Here is a 20,664-nt window from a genome sequence, read left to right as displayed (position 1 = left end):
GCGAACCAGATGTGGCCCTACCGGCACGTGGGCGAGTCCGGGACGGTGAACGGCAGGAACTTCGACGCATTTACCATCATCCCGAATGATGTGATTCAGCTCCCCGATGGGAACTACCTCGGCAACGGCTTCCGTGTGAAGCGGTGGGGCCAGGGCGGTGTGCAGCGGATGTGCTGGACCCTATCCGCAGCCTGGTTCTGGTCGAATGAACCGCACGCCGAGGTGTGGGACGTATGCCGTCACGAGAACAACCTGGGCACCCTATACGAGTGGGTGAATCGCGGACGCGATCATTACTTCCAGAACAACACTATGGTGATGCTGCCGGGCGACGAGAACGTCTATGTGTTCGGCACGCCGGAGGGGCGGAAGCGCGGCCCGGATAGCGGTATCTACCTCCGCCGGGCGAACTGGCGGCACCTATGCAACGACGCGTCGTGGGAGTTCTGGGGCTGGACCGGTACACGGTGGGAGTGGGGACGGCACATCAACCCGACCCCCATCCTTCTCCCCGACACGCCCGAAGGCGCGATCGGTGAAATCAATGCGCAGTACATCCACGGGAAGGTGGTGCTCACGTACTGCGACGAGAAGCGTGGCGTGATTGTTCGCCTGGCGGATCGCCCGGATGCGCTGTGGACGAAGTCGCGGGAGATCGTCACCCGCCTACAGGAACCGTCGATGTACGCGCCGAGCATCCATCCGTGGTCCCCGTCGCTGGAGGATGCCTACCTTCATCTATCGTCCTGGCGGCAGTGGGATGGACGGACGATTGACTACTGTGCTCGCGGCTACCGGGTAAACCTCACCGGGAACACCCCCGGGGCGGAGGGGGCGGCATGACCCTGCTGGAGAAGGAGAAGGAGCCACCACTGGTCCGGCTCCGCCGTGGGCTCGGGTCGCCCTGGACGGGGCTGGGAATCTACGGAGTCGGCACGCTCATTAAAGGCCTGTTCTACCTGCCGATGCTGGGGAACCCGAGTCGGCTCCCCGCCGTCGAGCAGTGGGGCGGTCCGAACCTGTGGGCATTTGTGTGGATCATCGTCGGTGCGTTCGCAATCTGCGCGGTGCTGACCCGCCGATGCGGAGCTATCGCCGCCGGGGGCCTGTTCTTTATCTACCTGATATGGGGAGGTATGTACCTAATCGCCGAGGTCTACGGTAACTACCCACTCGGGTCGATGGCGTCTGTGGTGTACCTACTGGTAGCTGCGACGATCTTCTGGGCGTTCTCGCGCCCCCCCGGTGGAGCAGATCATCGTCAAATCAACGCACTGCGAGGGTGAGGGAGATTCCGAATGAGCGAAAGCCTAGCCGCGGTCGTCGTCGGTCTGGTGGGCCTCGCCGGTGCCGTGCTGACCGCATTTATCACCGGCCTATTCGATAACCGGAAATCGGTCGCGGACCAGTATCAAGCCCTGGTGGACGATATTCAGGACTTCGCGAGCAATAAAGCTGCGGAGCAGGATAAGAAAATCAAGGTGCTAACCGCGAAGCTGGAGGACGTGCAGCGTGTCGTGGCGGAGCAGGGCGAGCAGCTCCGCGTGATTAGCAGCAAGTATGATCTGGCGATCGGGTTCATCCGGCGTGCGCATCAGGACAAGACGGTCGCGGATCTGCTTCCGCCGCTTCCGGAGCGGTTGTTGGATGATGTTCGTCGGCAGGTGTCGTGAGTGTTGTACCAGACCAGAAACTTCTGGTAAACTATACGTGTAAGATTCATATCCACAGGAAAGGCAGTACAAGCACCATGCAAGCCCCCGTGATCGGCTCCGCCGCCCTTCACCGACTATCCGAAGCCGACGCGAACAAGCGCGTCTACAGCATTCTCGATTGGATCATCAACCACGCCGACGACAACGGAGTCGTGGAAGTCTCGATGTCACAACTGACTAAGGTATTCAACGTGACTATTGCGATGATCCAGCAGCCACTCCAGCTACTCGAACAGCTCGGCCTGATCACCCGCGAACGACGTGGCCCCTACCCATCGGTTATCCGACTGACCCCCGTCGTCATCCCCACCCTGAAGCATTAAAAAGACCCCCCGCGCTAACGAGGGGTCCCAACTCACAGAAAGGCGTTCTGCTATGAACGACTATACACCAACGTCCGCATGGACCGCAACTTACGACCGAGATCGCCGGAAACTATGGGGCGAACCTGGGAGCGTGTGGACTGTCTTCGACATCCTCGCATCAATGGCTAACGGATCATCCGGGCGGTGCTGGCCGTCCGCGGCGTACATCGCGAAGGAAACCGGATTGAGCCGCGCGTCGGTGAAGAACGCGCTCCGCCGTCTTGACGAGCTCGGAGTGATCAGCGTCGAGCACCGGGAAGCGACAACGAGTGTTTTCACAGTCCCCCTGGCGACCATGAAGGGGGTTAAACCTGTAGCCGGGGGGGCGGGTAAATCCCTGCTCGAAACGGGGGGTAAGGATTTAACCCCAAATAAAGAATTAACTAATAAAAAATCATCTAACAACACGGGCGGCGCTCCGCGCCCGTCGGAGGATGTCTTCCACGAAGAACCGAAGGACACGTCGGCAGGGTGGATTGACGAGCGGACGGCTCACGCCGCCGCCGAAGCTGGCATCACGGCGATGGAGGACGAAGGGGTGCCACTGCGCACCATCGTGGAGCAGACGGCGCAGCGGGCGAACCAGTATCAGATCGTCACGGACCTGTCCCCGCTCCCTCGGACGATCCGCTCCGGTGAGTGGACGCTGGACCCGGAGGGTGATTGGCGGTCGGTGGCTCGCACCATCGTCGTCGGCAAGTGCGGCCCGGTTGAGGGCAGGATCATGAACATGTTCCTCGACGGCATCGCCCCCCTCGTCGCCACGGGGGAGGTTCCGCTGCACCTGATCGAGGAAGCCGCGGCATCCGGCGGTGGTGGCTTGTACGCCATCGGAGCTGTCCGGCACGTCGCGGTCGGCCTGTCGGCGCGTCGAATGTCGTGGTTGTGGCGCATCCGGGCGATCCGCAGGGGCGGCAGCGGCGGGCGGGTGATTGACACGATCATCCCGTCTCGGACGAGCGGTGTCACCACCCCAACCGAATTGTCATTTACCGAGATTGAGGAACCCGCTTATGCGTAATTTCACCGAAGCGCTCGCGGCCCGGTGCCGTGGCCTACTCGGAACCGACCAGGTTCGGATCACCGACGGGCAGACCATTATCCGCTGGACGGCGGAAGTCGAGATAGAGGGAGGGCCGTTCACGACGGCGACGTTCGAGGTCACACCCCGCCCGTTCACGATGGACGCGGTGAATGAGGTGTGCGCGGAGTACAGCGTGTATGACGGATTAGAGCTGGACATCGCCCTGACCGATCTCACCAAAATCATGCCGACAGTGTTCCCAGATAAACTCGAACGAGCTCGGGAACTAGTGCAGCACGACAGCGTCATGATCTACCCCAACGACGTGTACGACCGCGTCGAGTACGTGATCATTAACCCCGACTCTGGGCAGACCATCACCGGCGACGCGGCCCCGGACACCATCCCGCAGATCATGGCCCGCGACGCGGCCCCGAACGCGATCACGCTGGTGTTCGTCCCCGACAACCTCATTGGGGGCGTGTGGTGAAGGAGGGGTTCAGCGTCGAGGACAAGCGCATCATGAGCCGCCGGTCATACGGCGTGTGCGAGCTATGCAACAAAAAGCCGGGCGGGCACTACCACCACCGGAAGCCCCGCAGGATGGGCGGGGTTCATGGCGACGCTGATGCGGACGTGAACCGCCCGTCGAACGGGCTGGTTCTATGCGCGGCCTGTCACGACCGGGTGGAGTCCCGGCGCGGATGGGCGCACGACAATGGGCTGCTGCTGAAAGCGAACCAGCGACCCGAGGAAACACCGGCACGGCTTCCCCGCTACGGCGGGGCTGTGCTTCTGGACGATGAAGGAAACGTGGCATGGCAGATGTGGTAGATGTGCAAGCGATCATCAGTGAGCATGCGACCGTCGCGGAGGGCGTGGAGCCCGGAACGGCGGAATGGCGGCGCAGGGTCACCGCGTCGAAGATTGCGGGCATCATGGACTGCGACCCGTGGGGCGGAACCCCGTGGATCATGTGGCACCAGCTCGCCGGTCATTTCGACGCGCCCGAAGCGGATACCGAGGCGACCCGGCGCGGTCGGCACCTCGAAGCCGGTGTCGCTGATTGGTGGGCCGAGGACAACCCGGAATGGACCGTCACAACGTGCGGAACGTTCCAGTCGCGCCGGTGGACATGGGCCTACGCAACCCCCGACCGGCTGCTGGCAACCACGAGCCGCGTCGCGCTCATGGAGATCAAGACCCAGGCCGACACGAGCGGATGGGGAACGCCGGAAACCAACGGTGTCCCGCTGCACTACTGGCTCCAGGGCTTGTGGCAGTGCGCTGTCACTGGGCTGCGCGATGTCGTGTTCGTGGTCCTCGGCCCGTTCCTGGAGCTCACCGAGTATTGGGTCACCTACACTGATTTCGATATCGAAATGACGGTGGACACGATCGGGGAGTTCGTCGCGACGCTTCCGGGGGGTGTGTGCGAGCGGGAGCCGGAGCGGACGAATCCGTCCTCGGAGTGGCCGGTGTTGGCTGCTATGACCCCGGCGACGGTGCAGGCGGTTGAGGTGGGCGATGTGTATTTCGAGTACGCGGCTGCGAAGCTGCGCGAGAAGGAAGCGGCGGCGGAGTTGGATGCAGCTCGGTCGCGGGTCATCGTCGCCGGTGTGGATGGCGAGTGCATCACGGCGGATGGTCGTGTCGTGGCGACGCGGTCGGGCGATCGGTGGCGGTTTAAGCCGGTTCCGAAGCAGTGGCAGCGTTGAGGTTGATTTCCCCACAACTATCCGGTAAACTTTAAGTAGGTGTTTATGGTGAACACCGTGACCAGCATAGAAAGGCAAACATGCTCAACCCCGAAGCGCCATACGAGCGCTACCCAGACAACCACCCCTACATCCTCGACCCCGAGGGGACCGTCAGGAACAACCTCCCCGACATTATGGCCGACAACGGACTCGGCACCAACACCGAAGACCTACAGTGCCGCAACGAAATCATGCGAGCAATGGTCTACACCGCAGCCATGTTCGACAGCCCCGAAGACTTCGCCCGCTTCGCCCGCGTCACCGGTGACTCACTCCACCGCCTAGCCGACGAAGTCGAAAACACGGAGGACAGCTAACCATGACTGACCAGTACAGCAGCCGATCCCTCACCATCGCCGCCGAGCAGGACACTTTCACACCGGTGCAGATCGAAGCACTCCGATCCATCGGCCTACAAGGCGCAGCCCCCGCCGAGATTCAGGTGTTCTTCCACACGTGCAAGCGGACCGGCCTGGACCCCTTCGCCCGGCAGATCTACATGATCAACCGCCAGGGCAACTGGACGATCCAGACCGGCATCGACGGCTTCCGACTCGTCGCGCAGCGCACCACCGAGCGGACGCACGGAACGCTCGGATACGAGGACCCATTGTGGTGCGGACCGGACGGAGTGTGGCATGACGTGTGGGTCGCGGACGAGCCGCCGGTGGCATCGAAGTCCGTCGTGGTCCGTAACGGCGAGCGGTTCCCCGCCGTCGCCCTGTTCCGCGAGTACGTCGGAACCCGGTGGGATAAGAAGCTTGGCAAGAAGGTGCCGAACACGATGTGGCAGGAGAAGCCCGCCCTGATGCTGCAGAAGTGCGCCGCAGCCCTCGCCCTCCGGTCCGCGTTCCCCCTCGACCTATCCGGTGTCTACACCAACGACGAGGTTCAGGCCGACATTGTGGAGCCGGAGCGTCCCGCCGCGCCGCGTACCGATTCCCTCCACCCGGAGGGGTTCGACCCGGAGACGTGCACTCGCGAGGAACTGCAGGCGGCGTGGAAGCGGGCGAACGCGGCCCGGCAGGTGGGTGAGATGAACCGCATTTCGCAAATCGCCACGCGCCGGTTCAGCGGCGATAATGACAAGAACGGGCAGCAACCAGCCGACAAGGCCCCGGAGCAGGCCGAGCAGCCCGCCGAGGACACCACCATCATCGACGGCGAGACCGTCACAACCGACAAGGAGCAGTAGACATGAAGCAGGGAGAGAACCCCCTATTTTTCGAGGGCGGAGTCAAGGAAGACCCGCAAGTCCGGTACACACAGGACAACAAGCCGTGGGTCACCCTCGACGTAGCCAGCACGTCCCGCCGGTTCGACAAGGAAGCGAACGAGTGGGTGGACGGAACCACGACGTGGATTCCCGTCGCGCTGTTCGGCAACGGCGCGGAAGCAGTTGGCCAGCAGGTGCGGAAGGGAACAGTCGTCATGGTGTTCGGCAACCTCGTTCAGCGGTCGTGGACGACCGAGCAGGGCGAGCGCCGGAGCCGCCTGGAGTGCCGCGCATCATCCATCGGAGTCAAGTGCCGTAAGACCCGCGACGGCGCGGGCGCGGCCCCCGGCGCGGACATGGGCGACCCGTGGGGCTCCACCCCGTCCGGCAACACCGGCGGGGGAACCGGCGCGGCTGGGTTCGACAGCGACGAGCCGCCGTTCTGATGCGGTCCTGGAACCTCCCCATGTCGTTCACCCGCCCCCCACTGTCGCTCAACGACCGGGGACACTGGGCGAAGAAGGCGGCGGCGGTGGCGGCGGTGCGGAAGGAAGCAGCCTACCGCGCCCGCGCGACCGTCCCCCGGAACCTCGGCCACATCACCACCCGGCTCCACTACCTACCGCCGGATAACCGCCGCAGAGACGAGGACAACCTCGTCGCCACGGCGAAAGCGTGCTGGGACGGGCTTGTCGATGCGGGCATCGTCCCGGACGATACGAGCGAGTACATGACCAAGATCATGCCCAGGATCCATCACCACGAGAAAGGCCAGAAGCCGCGAATGTGGCTCGAAATCACCACCACCGGAAGCGAGGACACGAATGCAGCGGACAAGTAAATCGGACAACGTTTTCACACCGGTTGAGTCGGAAATGTTCGTCCTCGGCGCGATGATCCAGTCGCGCGATGCTACCGCCGAGATTCTGTCCTCGGGTATGAACCGGCAGATGTTCTACCGCCCGGATCACCAACTCGTTTTCGAGACAATCGAGCAGATGGAAGCGGAGGGGGCGCAGATTGACCCTGTGTTCCTCGCCGACCGGATCAACGCCGCTTCCGGGCGAACGATCGGAGATGTCGCCCAACTGATCTTCGACCTGATCTCAAAGGCCCCAACTCCGATTTCCGCGATGTACCACGCCGAGCGCGTGCGGGCGGGTTACCTACGCCGGGAATCGTACGCCGCCGCGGCGAAGATCAAGCAGCTATCGGAATCGCCCGAAGTCGAACCGATCGAGGTTGTGGAGCAGGCCCGCGCCGAGCTCGACAACCTAGGGACGGTCAGCGTGTCCGATGCCCCGTCAATGGTGGGCGACATGCTCGAAGCGACGCGGGACTACTACCGACAGGACACCGGGCGGATCACATGGTCGGGCTTCGAGTCCCTGGACTCCATCACGGGCGGGCTCAGGGCGGGGCAAATGATCATCGTCGCGGCCCGGCCCGGTATCGGTAAATCGACCCTCGCCCTGGACTTCGCCCGCAACGTCGCCCGCACCGACCGGGCGGCGTTGATGTTCTCCCTAGAAATGAGCAAGCAGGAAGTGACAGCACGGGCGATCAGCGCCGAGTGCTCCATCGACCTCGGGCGGTTCACGCACTCGACGCTGATGGATGATGAAGCGCAGCGGCTCGCGGATCACGCCGACGATATGAGCAACCTTCACTTGTGGGTGGATGATGCGCCGGGGATCACAATGGCGGAGATTCGGGCGAAGGCTCGGCGGTTAGCTCGCGAGCGCCCCCTGGGGTTGATGGTCGTGGACTACATCGGATTGATTAGCGCTGTGGGAAAGGTTGAGTCGCGGCAGATTGAGATTGCGCAGTACAGCCGGGCGCTGAAAATGCTCGCGAAGGAACTGGACTGTCCGGTTGTGGTGGTCGTGCAGTTGTCCCGGCAGGCGGAGATGAATGGCGCGCCGCGGCTGCACCACCTCCGTGAGTCGGGCGCGCTGGAGCAGGACGCGGATAAGGTCCTGTTGCTGTCGCGGAGTGATGGTGGTGATTTGACGGTTGATCTGGCGAAGAACCGCAGTGGTCAGCTGGGAAGCGTGGAGCTTACGCCGGTGCTGCATTACTGCCGGTTCATGGATCAGAAGTGGTCGCCGGGCGGGTATCAGTAGGGCGGTTCGGAAAAAAGTTTAAGTGTTTTTCGTTTTTTACTTGACTTACACCACCATATCACCTATACTATAGTTACAGGTTAAGGGAAAGGCCCGTAACCAACCACCAGAAAGGCAGAAACAATGAGCACCATCATCATCGAAAAGACCACCACCGAGAACCAGACCAACTGGACCGCCGGAGACCACACCCTCACCAAGAACACCTACGACAACGGCAGCGTCGAATGGCGGGTAACCAGCAACTTCAACACCAACTGCACCCTCCACATCGACCTCGCAACCAACGAACTGCGCTACGCAGCAGCCAGCACCACCGCAAAGGTCGAGGACATGGACAAGCTGATCGAAGAACTGCAAAACGTGAAGCAGATCGCCGAAGCCTTCCAGCAGATCATCGCCACCAACTAACCCCTCCACTCACCCCGCCCCCCGGGGCGGGAACACAGTAAGAAGCACACCATGACCATCGAGATCGACAAGTTCGACAACGTCGCAACATTCGAAACCTACGGCTACGTCCTCATTCGCGAAGAGCTAGACCCCGACTACATGGAACCAGGCGAACCGCCGGTCATGTGGCGCATCGCGTGCCGGAACATCGACAACACACGAATCGAGATGACCGTCAAGAACTTCACCAAGACCATCGAGTTCCACATCCTCGACACCCCACTCCAGGACATCGACACACACCTCAATAACGTGCAAATGGTCAAAACCATCGCCCGCATGTTCGAGTCCATCATGCAAGACGACTAACCCCCCATTCATCCCCGCCCCCCCGGGGCGGGACTCCAGAAAGGAAAACATCATGGCCGGTAAGCACCGCGCAGAAGATCGACACACCAGCAGCTACGACTACGAACTGATAGACGACTACTACGACGAACCCGTCACCATCATGGACTGGGTCGTGTTCATCGCCCTAATCATCATCGGCGGCACGTTCGGCTGGTTGCTGTTCCACTGGTTCAGCCCACTGTGGATGAACTAAGAGAGGGAGGACATACCACCATGAGCAAGAAAATCACCACCAAACCCGCTCCCCGCGCGAACGAGCTTCGCGACATCATCGCGGAGATCATCGGACGCGACGAGAACAAGAACGCCCCGGCGAAGGACCTCGCGACGATCATCGTGGGCGAGATGCTGAACGGCCAGTGGGTACGCAACGACCGCGAGCGCGCTATGGCCGCGAACGTTGGCCCGTCGCTGGTCATGACCTATCACCTGGATATGTCCGCAGACGAGTCTACTGGGTCTATCCACTGGACCACCACGAGCCCGAGCGAGTTGCTGGCGATGCTCGCGGAGACGGTTAGCTGGGCGATCAAGGAAGCGGAGGACGAGTTCCACGTCGCTGGCCCGGAGCTGCTGGCGATCCTGGTCGCGGCTATCGCGCACCACCGGGCAGAGGACGAGCGGAATGGGGGCGAGGATGACTAGCCCGCACCCCGCGGAGTCCCGCGCCCGCGACGAGCTCCGCACCGTCCTGATGAACCCGCCAGATGACCCTGGCGTGCTGCGGAGCCGCATGGTGGATGTGTTGAGCGAGTTGTGCCACGCGCCATTCGAGCGGTGGCCGCAGTGCGCCGTCGAGCTCCGACACATCATGCTCGCGCACCCGGAGACGGACAAGACGCAGCGCCCCGCCCGCGAATGGATGTGGAGCCGCTTGTCCACGATCGAGAAGATGCAATACAGGAAGACCAACAAGTTCTAGGAAGGACTGATCACAATGAAACTGCCGAAACTGCCCTATATAACGACCCTCGCGACGATGACGAGCGATAAGCGCGACGAGGACGAGCTGGTTCGGTGGCACGCCGAGCATATCGCCGATGGAATGGCGGTCGGGACCATCGACATGCTGGGTGACGTGTATGCCCGCCTACTGCTGGAGTCGCTGATTTCCACCGGGGTCTACTGGTCGTGGTGGGAGCTGGTGACAATGGAGGACGAGAACACGGTGCGGTTCGAGCTTGTGGACCGGACTGTCGTGGTGACTTTCGAGCGGCTATTTGAGCGGCTCAACGAGATTAGTCTGCCGGGTGAGGGGCGGTTCGTGGACGAGTTTAACCAGCGGTTGACTGACCGGGACTACGAGGGTCTGTATGGGATGTGTTCGGACTCGGCGCAGGCGGATGATGTGCTGCAAATGCTGCTGTTCGGTCGGGAGGTGTTTGCATAATTGTGTGCGTGACCTGCGTGTTTGATGGTCGCGAAAAAATGTCAAAGTTTTTTAAAAAAAGTTGCAAAATAACTTGTACGACATGACTAGATGGTATATACTATAGTTACAGGTTAAGGAAACACCTTAACCACCACCACAGAAAGGACAGCCCACAATGATCACCATGGTTACCAAGACCGGAACCTACCGAGGACACACCCCCTGGACCATCGCCCGCCGACTCCACGGCACCAAAGCACAAATCAAGTGGAGCACCGACCCAAACAACCCAGAACGCGGAACCATCGTTGAGAAGAACGGGGTGAATACCTACACCGTACTCGGAACCATCCTCGACATCACCAACGCCGACGGCACCGATTGGACCATCAACGACCGCATGGCCGAGTTGAAGCTCGACCCAGAAATCGACGATGCGTTCTTCGACACCGCAACCGGCGAAGAAATCATCATCCACTAACCCAAAGCCCCATCCGGGGCGGGCCACCCACAGAAAGGCACCACCATGAAACAAGTCATCGACGGGCTTGTTCAATTCAACCAAGCAATCAAGAAAGCACGGCTCACCGATGGGACCTTCACCCTCCAGGGCTACACCATCACCGACGTGAACCTCGGAGACATCACCATCACCGGCGGCGAGTTTGTCGACTGCACCTTCTACGGAAACGACCTAGCCGACGGCGGGTTCACCCGCACCGCCTTCACCGAATGCCGATTCGAGTTCCTCGGAGCCACCGACGCGGAGATGCGCGAGAACGATTTCAAGGACTGCTACTTCCGGGGGCTCGACGCGCTCCGCGCGGACTTCACCGGAAGTCAGTTTGAGGGCTGCACCCTCCAAACCACCGTGTTCATCAACACGAATCTGGAGAACACCATGTTCTTCGACTGCGAGCTGTACGGCGCGACCATGACCCTCGCGAACCTCAAAAAAGCAGGATTTATCAAGTGCAACTTCCGCAACTCCAGCGCGACGTATGCGAACTTCACGATGACGAACCTCACGGACTCGAACCTGTCCGGACTGTCGTGGTGCGGCTCGGTGCTTTCCAACACGCCCCTGGGCACGGTGTACCTGATGCCGACGGGCCGCGGTCTGGTGGTAGACGCGCTCGGGAAGCACCTCACACTGGACGAGTTCGCGGAACTGACGTTCAAGGAGGAACCGGCGAAAACTGCCGCGGTTGAGGGTATTCACCAGCTCGCCGCAGCACACCACCTGTCGTACGCGGATGATCTCGAAACAACAGTGTCCAAATGGAAGGAGCAGTGATTATGGAAGCCAAGAAGGCCACTCCCGAACAGCCGCCCCATGCCGACATTTGCGCATCACCCAAGTGCCCGAACCACGCCCTACGCGAAGTCGGGTACTGCAAGAAGCACGCCTACCTCCACGGCGCGGTTCACCACAAAGTCTCGCCCGTCATGGCCTGCAACCATATCAACTGGCTACTACAGACCGGCTCGACCCGGACGGGAGTCGCGACCGCATCCGGTCTATCCACCGAGACCGTGGACCGCATCCTCAACGAGAACACCACGGCGATCCAGCAGCGCACACACAACGCGGTCCTGGGAACCCCGCCGAGCCGGTCCATTCAGAAGATCAGCACGTGGCAGCTCGCCCGGCGTATCCGCGCCCTCCGCGCCGCCGGGTGGACGGTCAGCGACATCGCCACCGACAGCGGCCTATCGCTCCCCACGATCCTCCACATCCAGCATGAGAGGTGGCCCACGGTCCAGCGACGCACGGCGATCAGCCTGCGCGACACCTACAGCCGTCTATCGTCCCTCCCGGTGAAGAAACCGCACTACCGCGTCGCGAGACAGGGCTGGGCGCTCCCGATGGAGTGGGACAACATCGACGACCCCAACGAGCACCGCGACCGCCCGCCCCTGGGCGACGACAACCCGGGAAACATCGACAAGACCCGCATCCCGGTGGATGACCAGCTGCTCGCGAAGCTCCGAGAACTCGTCGCACACTACGGCAGCATGGCCGAAGCGGCGCGGCATCTCGGGTGGGACGGGAGCCGGGTCCGTACATACCTTACCGGGCGGGTGAAGTCCATCCAGGAGCGCACGTACATCCGAATCATGAATCACCAACCAGAACAGGAAGACAAGCAATGAGCATCAACCGACACCGAATGGCCACCTACATCACCATCGCTACTACGGCGGCGATTATCGCCGTGAAGGCACAGCCCGGGACCAAGACTCACACAGCATCCGCCGAGCTCGCCACCGCGATGCTCGCGAACGTCATCGCCCGCGCCGTGAAGGCCAGGTGTGGAAAGTGACGTACCTCGACCCTCGCAAACTCCGCGTGCGGTACCGCTCCAGGTTCGCGGTGCACCTCGTGTTCACCATTGCCTTGGCGATCATCGCCGAGACAGTATGCAGCGGTGCCGACCTCCACGATGACCTCAACTTACTAACCATGTTTTCCGCTGGGATGGCTCTCACATCCTGGATAACCCTGAAAGATTTCTCATGAGACCCACAATCCGCCGAGGAGGCTTCGGCCGCTGGACCGTCCACGAACCAGACGGCACCGCCACCAACTTCCGCACCCACGCCCAAGCCATTCACCACGCCGACGAAATCGCCCGCACCATCACCATCACACTCCCGCCGTACCGACCACAGCGCAAGGTCGAAGAGGTCATCGTCACGAGCACCGAATACGGCGGGACCTTCTACGGCCCACGGGAAATAGAACAAATAGACATCACTCCCAGCTCGGTAAAGACCATCGCCCTCGCCCTACTTGCTACTGCTCACCACCAGGAGAGGAACCAGAAATGAATCGTGAAGAAGTGCTTGACATTGTGAAAAGCGCACGAGAGGACAATAAGCTCCCGGACCTGCGCGGCGCTGACCTGCACTACGCTGACCTGCGCGGCGCTGACCTGCGCGGCGCTGACCTGTACGGCGCTGACCTGCACTACGCTAGCCTGCGCGGCGCTAACCTGCGCGGCGCTAGCCTGTACTACGCTGACCTGTACGGCGCTGACCTGCGCGGCGCTGACCTGTACGGCGCTGACCTGAGCGGCGCTAACCTGTACGGCGCTGACCTGTACGGCGCTAACCTGCACTACGCTAGATGGGGCGGACTAGAAATCAACCACCTACCCAGCGGCACCCTCCACCTCACCCCCACCCCCGAAGGCTGGCGAATAACCCTCGGCTGCTGGAACGGCACCCCCGACCAACTACGCGACCTCATCGCAAAGGACCAAGGCTGGCCAGAAGCCGAAGGCGACGAAATCACCCGCCGCCGACCCTACATCGAAGCCGCGCTTACCCTATGCGACCTCCACATGCAAGACCACGAAGACATTATCCCCACACTCGCCGAAAAGTGGACAGACAAGGAGAACAACCAATGACCGACAAACAACCCCGCACGCTTGCGGACATGACATCCGAAGAGCTCGAACAATGCCGGGGTATGTGGTGCGACTTATCCATAGAAGCCTGGATCGTGGTTAGTGCCTATTACTCCGAGCAATACAAGCAGACACTGGTGGTGCTGCTTGACCCCGTAGACGGCGAATTGCTAGAAGGCGTGCCCGCAACAGCAGTAACCCCCCGTTTCGATCTGCCCCGTGCTTGGACCCCGGACGGCACGCCCGTGGTGGCCGACCCGGAGGAATACACCGCCGACGGGCGTAGTCGAGTCTATTTCGAGGGCATTGAGAAAGTCGCCTTCCCGCCCGGCACCCGAGTCCGCCGCTGGGTGAGCGACTGGGAGGAAATCGAGTGACTATCTACACCGAGTATCGAGCCACGACGGCGCTTGGTGTCGACCAGGACGGGAACCTCCAGTGGCAGTCGCCGGAGTACTGGCATTGGTACACAGACGAGCAGGAAGCCCGCGAAATCTACGCCGACATCGTAGGCGGACCGTCCGATCGGCTCACGGCGCTCATGTCCCGCCAAGTGACCCCATGGGAGCCAGTAGATGGCCCCATCGCCCCGGACGGCGACCTCATGCCCGCGTACCGCGCCGAGCTGTGGTTGCCCCGCACCCGGGGTGGTCAACCAGAACGCAGCCGGGTAACCATCCCCAAATCCACATACGAAGCCGCCGAAGCATTCAAGGACCTTGCCCACCACCACGGCGACCGTGGGTGGCGCGTCTACGCCCGACTACAGTCGCCCATCACGATCCTCGAGCAGCGCGGCGCTGCGCAGCTCGTACCCCGCCCAGCCGGGCACATCTACAACCTCGCAAAGGATCAATCATGACCATCACACCCAAACAGGCACGCGCACGCCTGGAACAGAAACCGGACGCTAACCGAATCGAGCGCCGCGCCTACCGCACTATCGCCGGGATGCAGTGGGAGTACGCCCCGCAAGCCCACCTCAACGGAGCCTGGAAACACTACACCGGATGGGGCAACCGTAGGCGACCGGAGCCGCCATTCAACACGCCAGCGCACACATTCGAGGTCGGCTGGTTCAACAGCGAAGAAGAAGCGCGACGGATAGCGCCACCGCCAGATTGGGCAGAATACCGCATCGTCCGCAGACTCGTATCCAAACCGGAGGTAGTCGAATGAGCTTCGCAATTTACGGCACGCTCATCGGCATCGGAGCGGGAATCGCAATCGGAACCGCAGCGACCTGGGACGAGCGCCGATCCCGCATCCTACGCATCACCATCACCGCCGCCATAGCCGGGGCTCTAATACTAGGAAGCTTCGGCGGATGCCTGGCATACACGACAGATACACTGCAATGCCCGCCAGGGCAAACCGAGGTGTACGCCGAAGAGAACCCACACGGCCTAAGCGGCTGCGTCCCCAACGACCTACTGAAAGACCTCAAATGACCGCCAACACCGACTGGCTCAACATCATCGCCCACACCTCCCGCATCCTCCACGACATCGTCGAGGGCCACCCCGTGTCCACAGCCGACCTCCACAAGGCCGCAGCCGTATCCGGCTGGATCGCCGAAACCCCACAAGCAGACCAAAACATCGTCGCCGAGTTGTACACAGACAGCACCCCGGAACGCCTCGCAGACTTGGGGCGCGCCTTCCTCGCCCTCGCCCTCAACCGCATGGAAGAACAGGAAACAGAATGACCATCACGCCAGACCAAGCAAAGACCCTCAGCTGCGACGACTACCCCCGCCCGTGGGAAATCGGCCAAGTGCCCGTCTTCGACCCATGGGATGACTACGAGGATGCCTGGTACGCAGGCCCCGCCATCGTCTACGACGAAGACATCGCACCCCTAGTCGCAGCCGCCCCGGTCATGGCCGAGCAAATCGCCGGAATGCAGTGGGAGTACGGCATCGATCGAGAAAACTTACAGTGCAACCACATCGACCATCCAAACGGATGCCGATTGACGATGTGGTGCCAGAGTCTCGACAGCGCTCGTGACGGAGTCGAGATCGCGCAGCAATCAGACCCTACCGCCCGCATCGTCCGCCGCCTCGTCGGACAACCAGAAGAGACACCACAACCACACCTGCTACAATCACACACAGGTGAGTCCACCAACGCGCTGCAACGCAAGGACCCACCATAAAGGGGCACATCAGAGAGATACCAAGTCCATCACCAAGAACCCCCGCGACAAGGTTCGGCAAAACCTCGCGGGGGTTCACCCATACCCACCCAAAAAAACAACAAACCAAAACAACAAAAAATTAAGATAACATCAAACCATGACAAAACTCGGACACACACAAACCATCCCCACCAACCAACTCCACACCCACCACAAGAACCCACGCCGCGGCGACGTCCAAGCGACCGCCGACTCCCTGCGCGTCAATGGGCAGTTCCGACCCATCGTTGTGAACCGGGGGACGCATACGGGCCGTCCGATGGAGGTGTTGGCTGGGAATCACACGTTAATGGCGGCGCGTGATTTGGCGGAAGAGGGGGTGTCGGACTTCGCGGAGTTGGACTGCTACGTCGTGGACGTGGACGAGGATCAGGCAACGCGGATCGTCCTGGCGGATAACCGCACGGCAGACATTGGCTCGTACGATAACGAGGAGCTGCTGGCCTTGTTGGAAACCCTGGGCGACGAGTTGGACGACGTTGGCTTCGTCCTGGACTACCGTGCTCTCGCGGGCTTCGGCGCGTGGTTGGACGAGAAGTTCGACCACCAGCACCTGAACGACCGGGTGGGCTTCAACCCAACAGCGGAGAACATGACCCGGTTGCTGTACGAGACCGCGCGGAACATGGGGCTCCCCGCCATAGCGGTGTCGTGGTCGGAGACTCCGAAGACGTGAGCGACGTACCGACCGAAGGGAACGCTGTGATGGACTACGACTACATGACCGCAATGCTCGACTGGCTCGACCAGCATCCCGAAGCGAATGTGGAGCGCCTACCCGTGTCGGAAGTGTTCGGCCCGACAATTCAAGGCGAGGGACCGCACGCCGGGCGGACGTGCCACTTCATCCGCCTGGGCGGCTGCAACCTATCCTGCTCGTGGTGCGACACCCCGTATTCGACGGGGCAGCACGGCATCCCGCTTTCAACCGTTCCCCGGGTGATGGTGGACGATGTGGTTGCGCAGATCCCCCACGGAGCGATGGTGGTGCTCACCGGTGGGGAGCCGCTGATGCACGCACGCCGCGCCGGGTTTAGGGCGCTGCTCGTCCGGTTGAAGAATCACGGGTGCGAGGTGCATGTGGAGACGAACGGCACGATTGTTCCCCATGAGCTCGCCCCATTGTTTGACCACATCACCGTGTCCCCGAAGCTCGGCGCTCCGATGCGGAACCAGCACCATAACCCCACCCTCGGGCAGTGGGATACGTGGGAGACCCCGTTCTGCTTCAAGTGGGTTATCGACGTGGGCCGGGACGAGGACGTTCCCGAAGCTGTTACGCGGGCGGTTGATCTGTCGTTAGAGCACGGCTGCGACCGTGGGGATGTGTGGGTCATGCCGGAGGGCGCGACCCCGGAGCTGCTGGCCCGCCGGTTCACCGCGATATGCGACGCAGCAGCCGAGCAGGGAATCAACGTTTCGCACCGACTCCACGCCCTCGCGTGGGGCGACAGCAAAGGACACTAGATTATGCACAGTTACACCGAGGATCAGATCATGGCGGCAGAGTCCGCGATCAGTGGGCTGCTCGCAGCCTTCAACATTGACGAGGGCGACCACACCGACAACACACCGCACCGCGTGGCGAAAGCATGGGCGGATGTGCTCGGCGGGTACACGGAGAACCCGGCGGATCACCTCGCCACGACATTCACCGCCCCCCAGAACCCGGGGCTGGTGGTGGTTCGGAACATCCGCATGCAATCAACCTGTGCCCACCACCTGTTGCCCATCACCGGCACGGCGACGGTCGCGTACCGGCCCCGCCCCGGCGAGCGGGTCGTCGGCCTGTCGAAGATCAACCGACTGGTGGACGGGTACGCGCGTCGGCTCCAAGTCCAAGAGAACATCACCGCGCAAGTCGTGGACGCTATCGCCGATCGGCTGAACCCGCTGTGGGTCGCGTGCGCAATCACCGCCGATTATGGGTGTATGACCCTCCGCGGAGTCCGCGACGAGTGCTCCGACACCATGACGTTCAACGAGTGGGGAGTGCGGGACAGCGCGGATGTGGATGCGTTCTGGGCGGCGCACGTGGGCGGTGGTCGCCGTGGCTAAGAAACGCCCCGGCCCGCGCGTCGGCATGACCGAGGAAGAACGGCTGCAGGAAATCGAAGAGATGCTCCGCCTACGCCGAATGGGCGCGTCCTATGAGGCGATCGGTCGTGAGTTCGGCCTGACCGCTCGGACTGTGTGGGGCAAGATTGACACCTACCTTAAAGAGACACCGAAGCACGAGGCGGCGCAGCTGCGTGTCATCGAGGGCCGGAAGCTAGACCACTACGAGTTGAAACTCCAGGCCGACATCAACAAGGGCGATGTGCCCGCGATTAATACCGCTATCCGCATCTCGGAGCGTCGGTGTCGCATGATGGGGCTGGACATGCCGCAGCAGCATGAAATCACGGTCAGCAAGGAGGAAGAGGCGTTGGCTGATCAGTTGGTCGAGGAGTTCCTGGAGGACTTCCGCCGGGCCGCGCGGGAGGATGAGGAACACGACACGGAGTCGGAGTCGGAGGTGTAACGGTGGTTCGAGAGCCAACCCGGTCGGAGATTCTCGGAGCATTCGACCGGCTAAGTGGAGAAGCGCGGATCATGGCGATGCGCCGCGCCGTCACCGCCCTGCGGAACAAGAACAACCGCATGAGGTTCCGCACGCCCGGCGAGTTGGCTATGAGCGTGGACCGGAAGATGCGACAGACCCCGGCCCTGGAGCTGATCGACAAGGAAATCGCTAAAGCCCTCCGCGATGGTGGTCGGCTGATCATCACCATGCCGCCGCAGGAAGGCAAATCAACCCGCGTGGCAATCTGGACACCCATCTGGGCGCTGATGCGGAACCCCGATTCCCGTATCGTCGTGGCATCGTATGCGGCTTCGCTGGCTCGTCGTAACGCCATGGCTTCGCGTGAGATCATCGCCCAGTACGGTTCGGGGGCTATTGATCCACTGTCGGGCGCGGCGATGCCTGACCGCCTTGGCCTGGCGCTGAACCCGAACCACCGGCAGGCGACATCGTGGTCGGTCCTCGGGGCGCAGGGCGGCGTGTACGCATCCGGCGTGTCCGGTTCCCTGACGGGTAGGGCGGCTGATGTGTTGCTGATTGACGACCCGTTCAAGAACCAGCAACAGGCCGACTCCGCCCGCGAGCGGGAGAAAGTCTGGGAGTGGTGGACTTCGGTGGCGCAGACTCGTCTCGCCCCCGGCGCTGCTGTGATCCTGATCATGTGCATGACGGGGGACACTCCCGTCCTCATGGCGGACGGGAGCGAGCGACCACTGCGGGATATTCGACCGGGTGATGAGGTGGCGACGTATGAGGGGGGACGGTTGACTACCTCCACGGTGAAAAACTGGCGAAACAATGGCCCTGATTCCATCTACCGGATTAGAATGAAATCGGGTGTAGAAGTCCGCGCAAACGCACGGCACCCCTTCCTGACCGTGAAGGACGGCAACGAAACATGGACGAGACTAAGAGACCTGAAGCCGGGCGACATCATCCGGAGGGCTACTGGGGAAAGTGGCGAGGAGTCACCTGCTCCGCAGAAGGGTGTGACAAGCCCGCGAAATGCAAGGGCATGTGCATGTCCCACTACAACCGGAAACGGTGGGCAGACGGACACCGGCCCCCGTCTGCCAACCCGGAATCCCGTAGAGCCGCCCGAGTCAAGCACCGATACGGAATCACTGCCGACGAGTACAACGCACTCCTGCAACAGCAAGGGGGACGGTGCGCGGTCTGCGGCGAGTACCCTACGCCCGGGAACACTCGCGCCCACTGGGACGGGAAGCTGTGCATCGACCACGACCACGAGACCGGTCGAGTCCGTGGCCTGCTCTGCAACGACTGCAACCTCGCCGTCGGGTACGGGAAGTCACCAGACGTCCTCCGACGGTCCGCTGACTACCTACAACGTCACTCCTGACGAGGTGGAGTCCATCACCCCCTGCGGGGTGGAGGACGTGTTCGATGTGCAGATCGACCGGACGGAGAACTTCATCGCCAACGGGCTCGTGAGCCATAACACCCGCTGGCATGAGGACGACCTCGCCGGGCGGTTGATCCAACATGATTTAAGACAGACTCCGGAGAACCGTCTATGGCGGGTGGTGAACATTCCCGCGGTGGCGGAGGAAGGTGTGCCCGATGCGCTCGGTAGACAACCGGGCGAAGCGTTGGTGTCGGCGCGTGGTCGTTCCCGCAGGGACTTCGAGACGATCCGGCGGAGCGTCGGCGAGCGCGTGTGGACAGCCCTATATCAGGGCGTGCCGACCCCCACCACCGGAGGTTTGTTCGCGGCCGAGGATCTGAACAAGCACCGCTGCCAGTCGTCGGACATCATCGGGCGTGTGGTGTCGGTAGACCCCTCGGACTCCGGCACGGGCGACGAAGCGGGCATCCTAATCATGGGCTGGGACGACTACGGCAACGTAATCGTGGAGGAAGACCACTCGGCCCCGATGACCTCGGCGACGTGGTCGAAGGAAGCGGTGTCGCTCGCGATCAGCACCGGGGCGGGCGACATCGTGTACGAGGCGTTCACGGCGGAGGCGACTTACCGGGCGGTGCTGGAGAACGCGTGGCATGATATTCACCGGCAGGCGGAACTGCTCCGCCAGACCGGCGGGGATACCGTCGCGGCTGCTCAACTATGGCA

The 20,664-nt window shown here is 62.0% G+C and carries 36 protein-coding genes; all 36 read left to right on the top strand.

Annotated elements, in window-relative coordinates; genetic code table 11:
- On the top strand, positions 1-843 hold an 843-nt coding region (locus tag ACTQV4_RS09480; protein ID WP_441569705.1), incomplete at its 5' end, for a DUF4185 domain-containing protein.
- Positions 840-1,286 carry a hypothetical protein gene (locus ACTQV4_RS09475; RefSeq protein ID WP_340034933.1) on the top strand — a complete coding sequence of 149 codons (447 nt, stop codon included), beginning with the start codon at positions 840-842 and terminating at the stop codon, positions 1,284-1,286. The genes ACTQV4_RS09480 and ACTQV4_RS09475, both read left to right, overlap by 4 nt.
- A 12-nt stretch (positions 1,287-1,298) precedes the next feature.
- Complete coding sequence (locus ACTQV4_RS09470; protein ID WP_441031710.1) at positions 1,299-1,673, top strand: hypothetical protein; 375 nt, start codon at positions 1,299-1,301, stop codon at positions 1,671-1,673.
- 77 nt (positions 1,674-1,750) lie between these two features.
- Complete coding sequence (locus ACTQV4_RS09465; RefSeq protein ID WP_441031712.1) at positions 1,751-2,038, top strand: hypothetical protein; 288 nt, start codon at positions 1,751-1,753, stop codon at positions 2,036-2,038.
- Positions 2,039-2,090: 52 nt separating this feature from the next.
- Positions 2,091-3,101, top strand: coding sequence for a helix-turn-helix domain-containing protein (locus ACTQV4_RS09460; RefSeq protein ID WP_441031713.1), 1,011 nt, complete (start codon positions 2,091-2,093; stop codon positions 3,099-3,101).
- Entirely contained in the window at positions 3,094-3,594 is a 501-nt protein-coding gene (locus ACTQV4_RS09455; RefSeq protein WP_441031715.1) for a hypothetical protein, read from the top strand. Before ACTQV4_RS09460 ends, ACTQV4_RS09455 begins: the two co-directional genes overlap by 8 nt.
- Positions 3,591-3,938, top strand: coding sequence for an HNH endonuclease signature motif containing protein (locus ACTQV4_RS09450; RefSeq protein ID WP_441032685.1), 348 nt, complete (start codon positions 3,591-3,593; stop codon positions 3,936-3,938). Before ACTQV4_RS09455 ends, ACTQV4_RS09450 begins: the two co-directional genes overlap by 4 nt.
- Positions 3,923-4,822 carry a YqaJ viral recombinase family protein gene (locus tag ACTQV4_RS09445; protein WP_441031717.1) on the top strand — a complete coding sequence of 300 codons (900 nt, stop codon included), beginning with the start codon at positions 3,923-3,925 and terminating at the stop codon, positions 4,820-4,822. Before ACTQV4_RS09450 ends, ACTQV4_RS09445 begins: the two co-directional genes overlap by 16 nt.
- An 80-nt stretch (positions 4,823-4,902) precedes the next feature.
- Positions 4,903-5,181, top strand: a complete 279-nt coding sequence (locus ACTQV4_RS09440) for a hypothetical protein (protein ID WP_441031719.1) — start codon at positions 4,903-4,905, stop codon at positions 5,179-5,181.
- Between the two features lie 2 nt (positions 5,182-5,183).
- The gene (gene bet, locus ACTQV4_RS09435) at positions 5,184-6,059 is read left to right on the top strand and encodes a phage recombination protein Bet (protein ID WP_441031721.1); all 876 of its coding nucleotides are present in this window, start codon (positions 5,184-5,186) and stop codon (positions 6,057-6,059) included.
- Between the two features lie 2 nt (positions 6,060-6,061).
- On the top strand, positions 6,062-6,526 hold the full coding sequence (locus tag ACTQV4_RS09430; protein WP_441031723.1) for a single-stranded DNA-binding protein: 465 nt from the start codon (positions 6,062-6,064) through the stop codon (positions 6,524-6,526).
- 20 nt (positions 6,527-6,546) lie between these two features.
- Positions 6,547-6,921: a hypothetical protein gene (locus ACTQV4_RS09425; protein WP_441032680.1), complete on the top strand. Its 375-nt coding sequence runs from the start codon at positions 6,547-6,549 to the stop codon at positions 6,919-6,921.
- Positions 6,922-6,955: 34 nt separating this feature from the next.
- Complete coding sequence (locus ACTQV4_RS09420; RefSeq protein WP_441569704.1) at positions 6,956-8,206, top strand: replicative DNA helicase; 1,251 nt, start codon at positions 6,956-6,958, stop codon at positions 8,204-8,206.
- Positions 8,207-8,329: 123 nt separating this feature from the next.
- Positions 8,330-8,617: a hypothetical protein gene (locus tag ACTQV4_RS09415; protein ID WP_343095466.1), complete on the top strand. Its 288-nt coding sequence runs from the start codon at positions 8,330-8,332 to the stop codon at positions 8,615-8,617.
- A gap of 51 nt (positions 8,618-8,668) precedes the next feature.
- Positions 8,669-8,968: a hypothetical protein gene (locus ACTQV4_RS09410; protein ID WP_441031730.1), complete on the top strand. Its 300-nt coding sequence runs from the start codon at positions 8,669-8,671 to the stop codon at positions 8,966-8,968.
- Between the two features lie 52 nt (positions 8,969-9,020).
- Entirely contained in the window at positions 9,021-9,203 is a 183-nt protein-coding gene (locus tag ACTQV4_RS09405) for a hypothetical protein (protein WP_428280620.1), read from the top strand.
- Positions 9,191-9,655 carry a hypothetical protein gene (locus ACTQV4_RS09400; protein WP_441393991.1) on the top strand — a complete coding sequence of 155 codons (465 nt, stop codon included), beginning with the start codon at positions 9,191-9,193 and terminating at the stop codon, positions 9,653-9,655. Before ACTQV4_RS09405 ends, ACTQV4_RS09400 begins: the two co-directional genes overlap by 13 nt.
- Entirely contained in the window at positions 9,648-9,932 is a 285-nt protein-coding gene (locus ACTQV4_RS09395; RefSeq protein WP_435546638.1) for a hypothetical protein, read from the top strand. Before ACTQV4_RS09400 ends, ACTQV4_RS09395 begins: the two co-directional genes overlap by 8 nt.
- 15 nt (positions 9,933-9,947) lie before the next feature.
- Positions 9,948-10,400, top strand: a complete 453-nt coding sequence (locus tag ACTQV4_RS09390; protein WP_441032675.1) for a hypothetical protein — start codon at positions 9,948-9,950, stop codon at positions 10,398-10,400.
- Positions 10,401-10,557: 157 nt separating this feature from the next.
- Positions 10,558-10,863 carry a hypothetical protein gene (locus ACTQV4_RS09385; protein WP_343100140.1) on the top strand — a complete coding sequence of 102 codons (306 nt, stop codon included), beginning with the start codon at positions 10,558-10,560 and terminating at the stop codon, positions 10,861-10,863.
- Between the two features lie 45 nt (positions 10,864-10,908).
- Positions 10,909-11,679: a pentapeptide repeat-containing protein gene (locus ACTQV4_RS09380; RefSeq protein WP_441031736.1), complete on the top strand. Its 771-nt coding sequence runs from the start codon at positions 10,909-10,911 to the stop codon at positions 11,677-11,679.
- A gap of 2 nt (positions 11,680-11,681) precedes the next feature.
- Positions 11,682-12,539 carry a helix-turn-helix domain-containing protein gene (locus ACTQV4_RS09375; protein WP_441031738.1) on the top strand — a complete coding sequence of 286 codons (858 nt, stop codon included), beginning with the start codon at positions 11,682-11,684 and terminating at the stop codon, positions 12,537-12,539.
- Positions 12,536-12,709 carry a hypothetical protein gene (locus ACTQV4_RS09370; RefSeq protein WP_441032671.1) on the top strand — a complete coding sequence of 58 codons (174 nt, stop codon included), beginning with the start codon at positions 12,536-12,538 and terminating at the stop codon, positions 12,707-12,709. Before ACTQV4_RS09375 ends, ACTQV4_RS09370 begins: the two co-directional genes overlap by 4 nt.
- 193 nt (positions 12,710-12,902) lie before the next feature.
- Positions 12,903-13,217, top strand: coding sequence for a hypothetical protein (locus ACTQV4_RS09365; RefSeq protein WP_441031741.1), 315 nt, complete (start codon positions 12,903-12,905; stop codon positions 13,215-13,217).
- Positions 13,214-13,801 carry a pentapeptide repeat-containing protein gene (locus ACTQV4_RS09360; protein ID WP_441031743.1) on the top strand — a complete coding sequence of 196 codons (588 nt, stop codon included), beginning with the start codon at positions 13,214-13,216 and terminating at the stop codon, positions 13,799-13,801. The genes ACTQV4_RS09365 and ACTQV4_RS09360 overlap by 4 nt, the downstream gene beginning before the upstream one ends.
- Positions 13,798-14,178, top strand: coding sequence for a hypothetical protein (locus ACTQV4_RS09355; protein ID WP_441031745.1), 381 nt, complete (start codon positions 13,798-13,800; stop codon positions 14,176-14,178). Before ACTQV4_RS09360 ends, ACTQV4_RS09355 begins: the two co-directional genes overlap by 4 nt.
- Positions 14,175-14,663: a hypothetical protein gene (locus ACTQV4_RS09350; RefSeq protein WP_441031747.1), complete on the top strand. Its 489-nt coding sequence runs from the start codon at positions 14,175-14,177 to the stop codon at positions 14,661-14,663. The genes ACTQV4_RS09355 and ACTQV4_RS09350 overlap by 4 nt, the downstream gene beginning before the upstream one ends.
- Complete coding sequence (locus tag ACTQV4_RS09345) at positions 14,660-14,980, top strand: hypothetical protein (RefSeq protein WP_435546304.1); 321 nt, start codon at positions 14,660-14,662, stop codon at positions 14,978-14,980. The genes ACTQV4_RS09350 and ACTQV4_RS09345 overlap by 4 nt, the downstream gene beginning before the upstream one ends.
- Positions 14,977-15,252: a hypothetical protein gene (locus ACTQV4_RS09340; RefSeq protein WP_343095450.1), complete on the top strand. Its 276-nt coding sequence runs from the start codon at positions 14,977-14,979 to the stop codon at positions 15,250-15,252. The genes ACTQV4_RS09345 and ACTQV4_RS09340 overlap by 4 nt, the downstream gene beginning before the upstream one ends.
- A complete protein-coding gene (locus ACTQV4_RS09335; protein ID WP_441031748.1) occupies positions 15,249-15,509 on the top strand; it encodes a hypothetical protein in 261 nt (86 codons plus the stop codon). The genes ACTQV4_RS09340 and ACTQV4_RS09335 overlap by 4 nt, the downstream gene beginning before the upstream one ends.
- A complete protein-coding gene (locus tag ACTQV4_RS09330) occupies positions 15,506-15,961 on the top strand; it encodes a hypothetical protein (RefSeq protein ID WP_441031750.1) in 456 nt (151 codons plus the stop codon). Before ACTQV4_RS09335 ends, ACTQV4_RS09330 begins: the two co-directional genes overlap by 4 nt.
- A gap of 139 nt (positions 15,962-16,100) precedes the next feature.
- A complete protein-coding gene (locus ACTQV4_RS09325) occupies positions 16,101-16,679 on the top strand; it encodes a 6-carboxytetrahydropterin synthase (protein ID WP_441031751.1) in 579 nt (192 codons plus the stop codon).
- 29 nt (positions 16,680-16,708) lie between these two features.
- Positions 16,709-17,470: a 7-carboxy-7-deazaguanine synthase QueE gene (locus tag ACTQV4_RS09320; protein WP_441031753.1), complete on the top strand. Its 762-nt coding sequence runs from the start codon at positions 16,709-16,711 to the stop codon at positions 17,468-17,470.
- Between the two features lie 3 nt (positions 17,471-17,473).
- Positions 17,474-18,061 (top strand): GTP cyclohydrolase I, encoded by a 588-nt coding sequence (gene folE / locus ACTQV4_RS09315; protein WP_441031755.1) that lies wholly within the window; start codon positions 17,474-17,476, stop codon positions 18,059-18,061.
- A complete protein-coding gene (locus tag ACTQV4_RS09310; RefSeq protein ID WP_441031757.1) occupies positions 18,054-18,527 on the top strand; it encodes a hypothetical protein in 474 nt (157 codons plus the stop codon). Before folE ends, ACTQV4_RS09310 begins: the two co-directional genes overlap by 8 nt.
- Positions 18,528-18,598: 71 nt before the next feature.
- Positions 18,599-20,664, top strand: a 2,066-nt coding sequence (locus ACTQV4_RS09305) for a terminase large subunit domain-containing protein (protein WP_441546526.1), incomplete at its 3' end; no start/stop codon positions are given.

This window comes from Collinsella sp. LCP19S3_B11, from assembly GCF_052121915.1.
Lineage (GTDB): Bacteria > Actinomycetota > Coriobacteriia > Coriobacteriales > Coriobacteriaceae > Collinsella.
The sequence above is the reverse complement of the archived record's forward strand: the minus strand, read 5'-3'. Positions and strand labels throughout refer to the sequence as shown.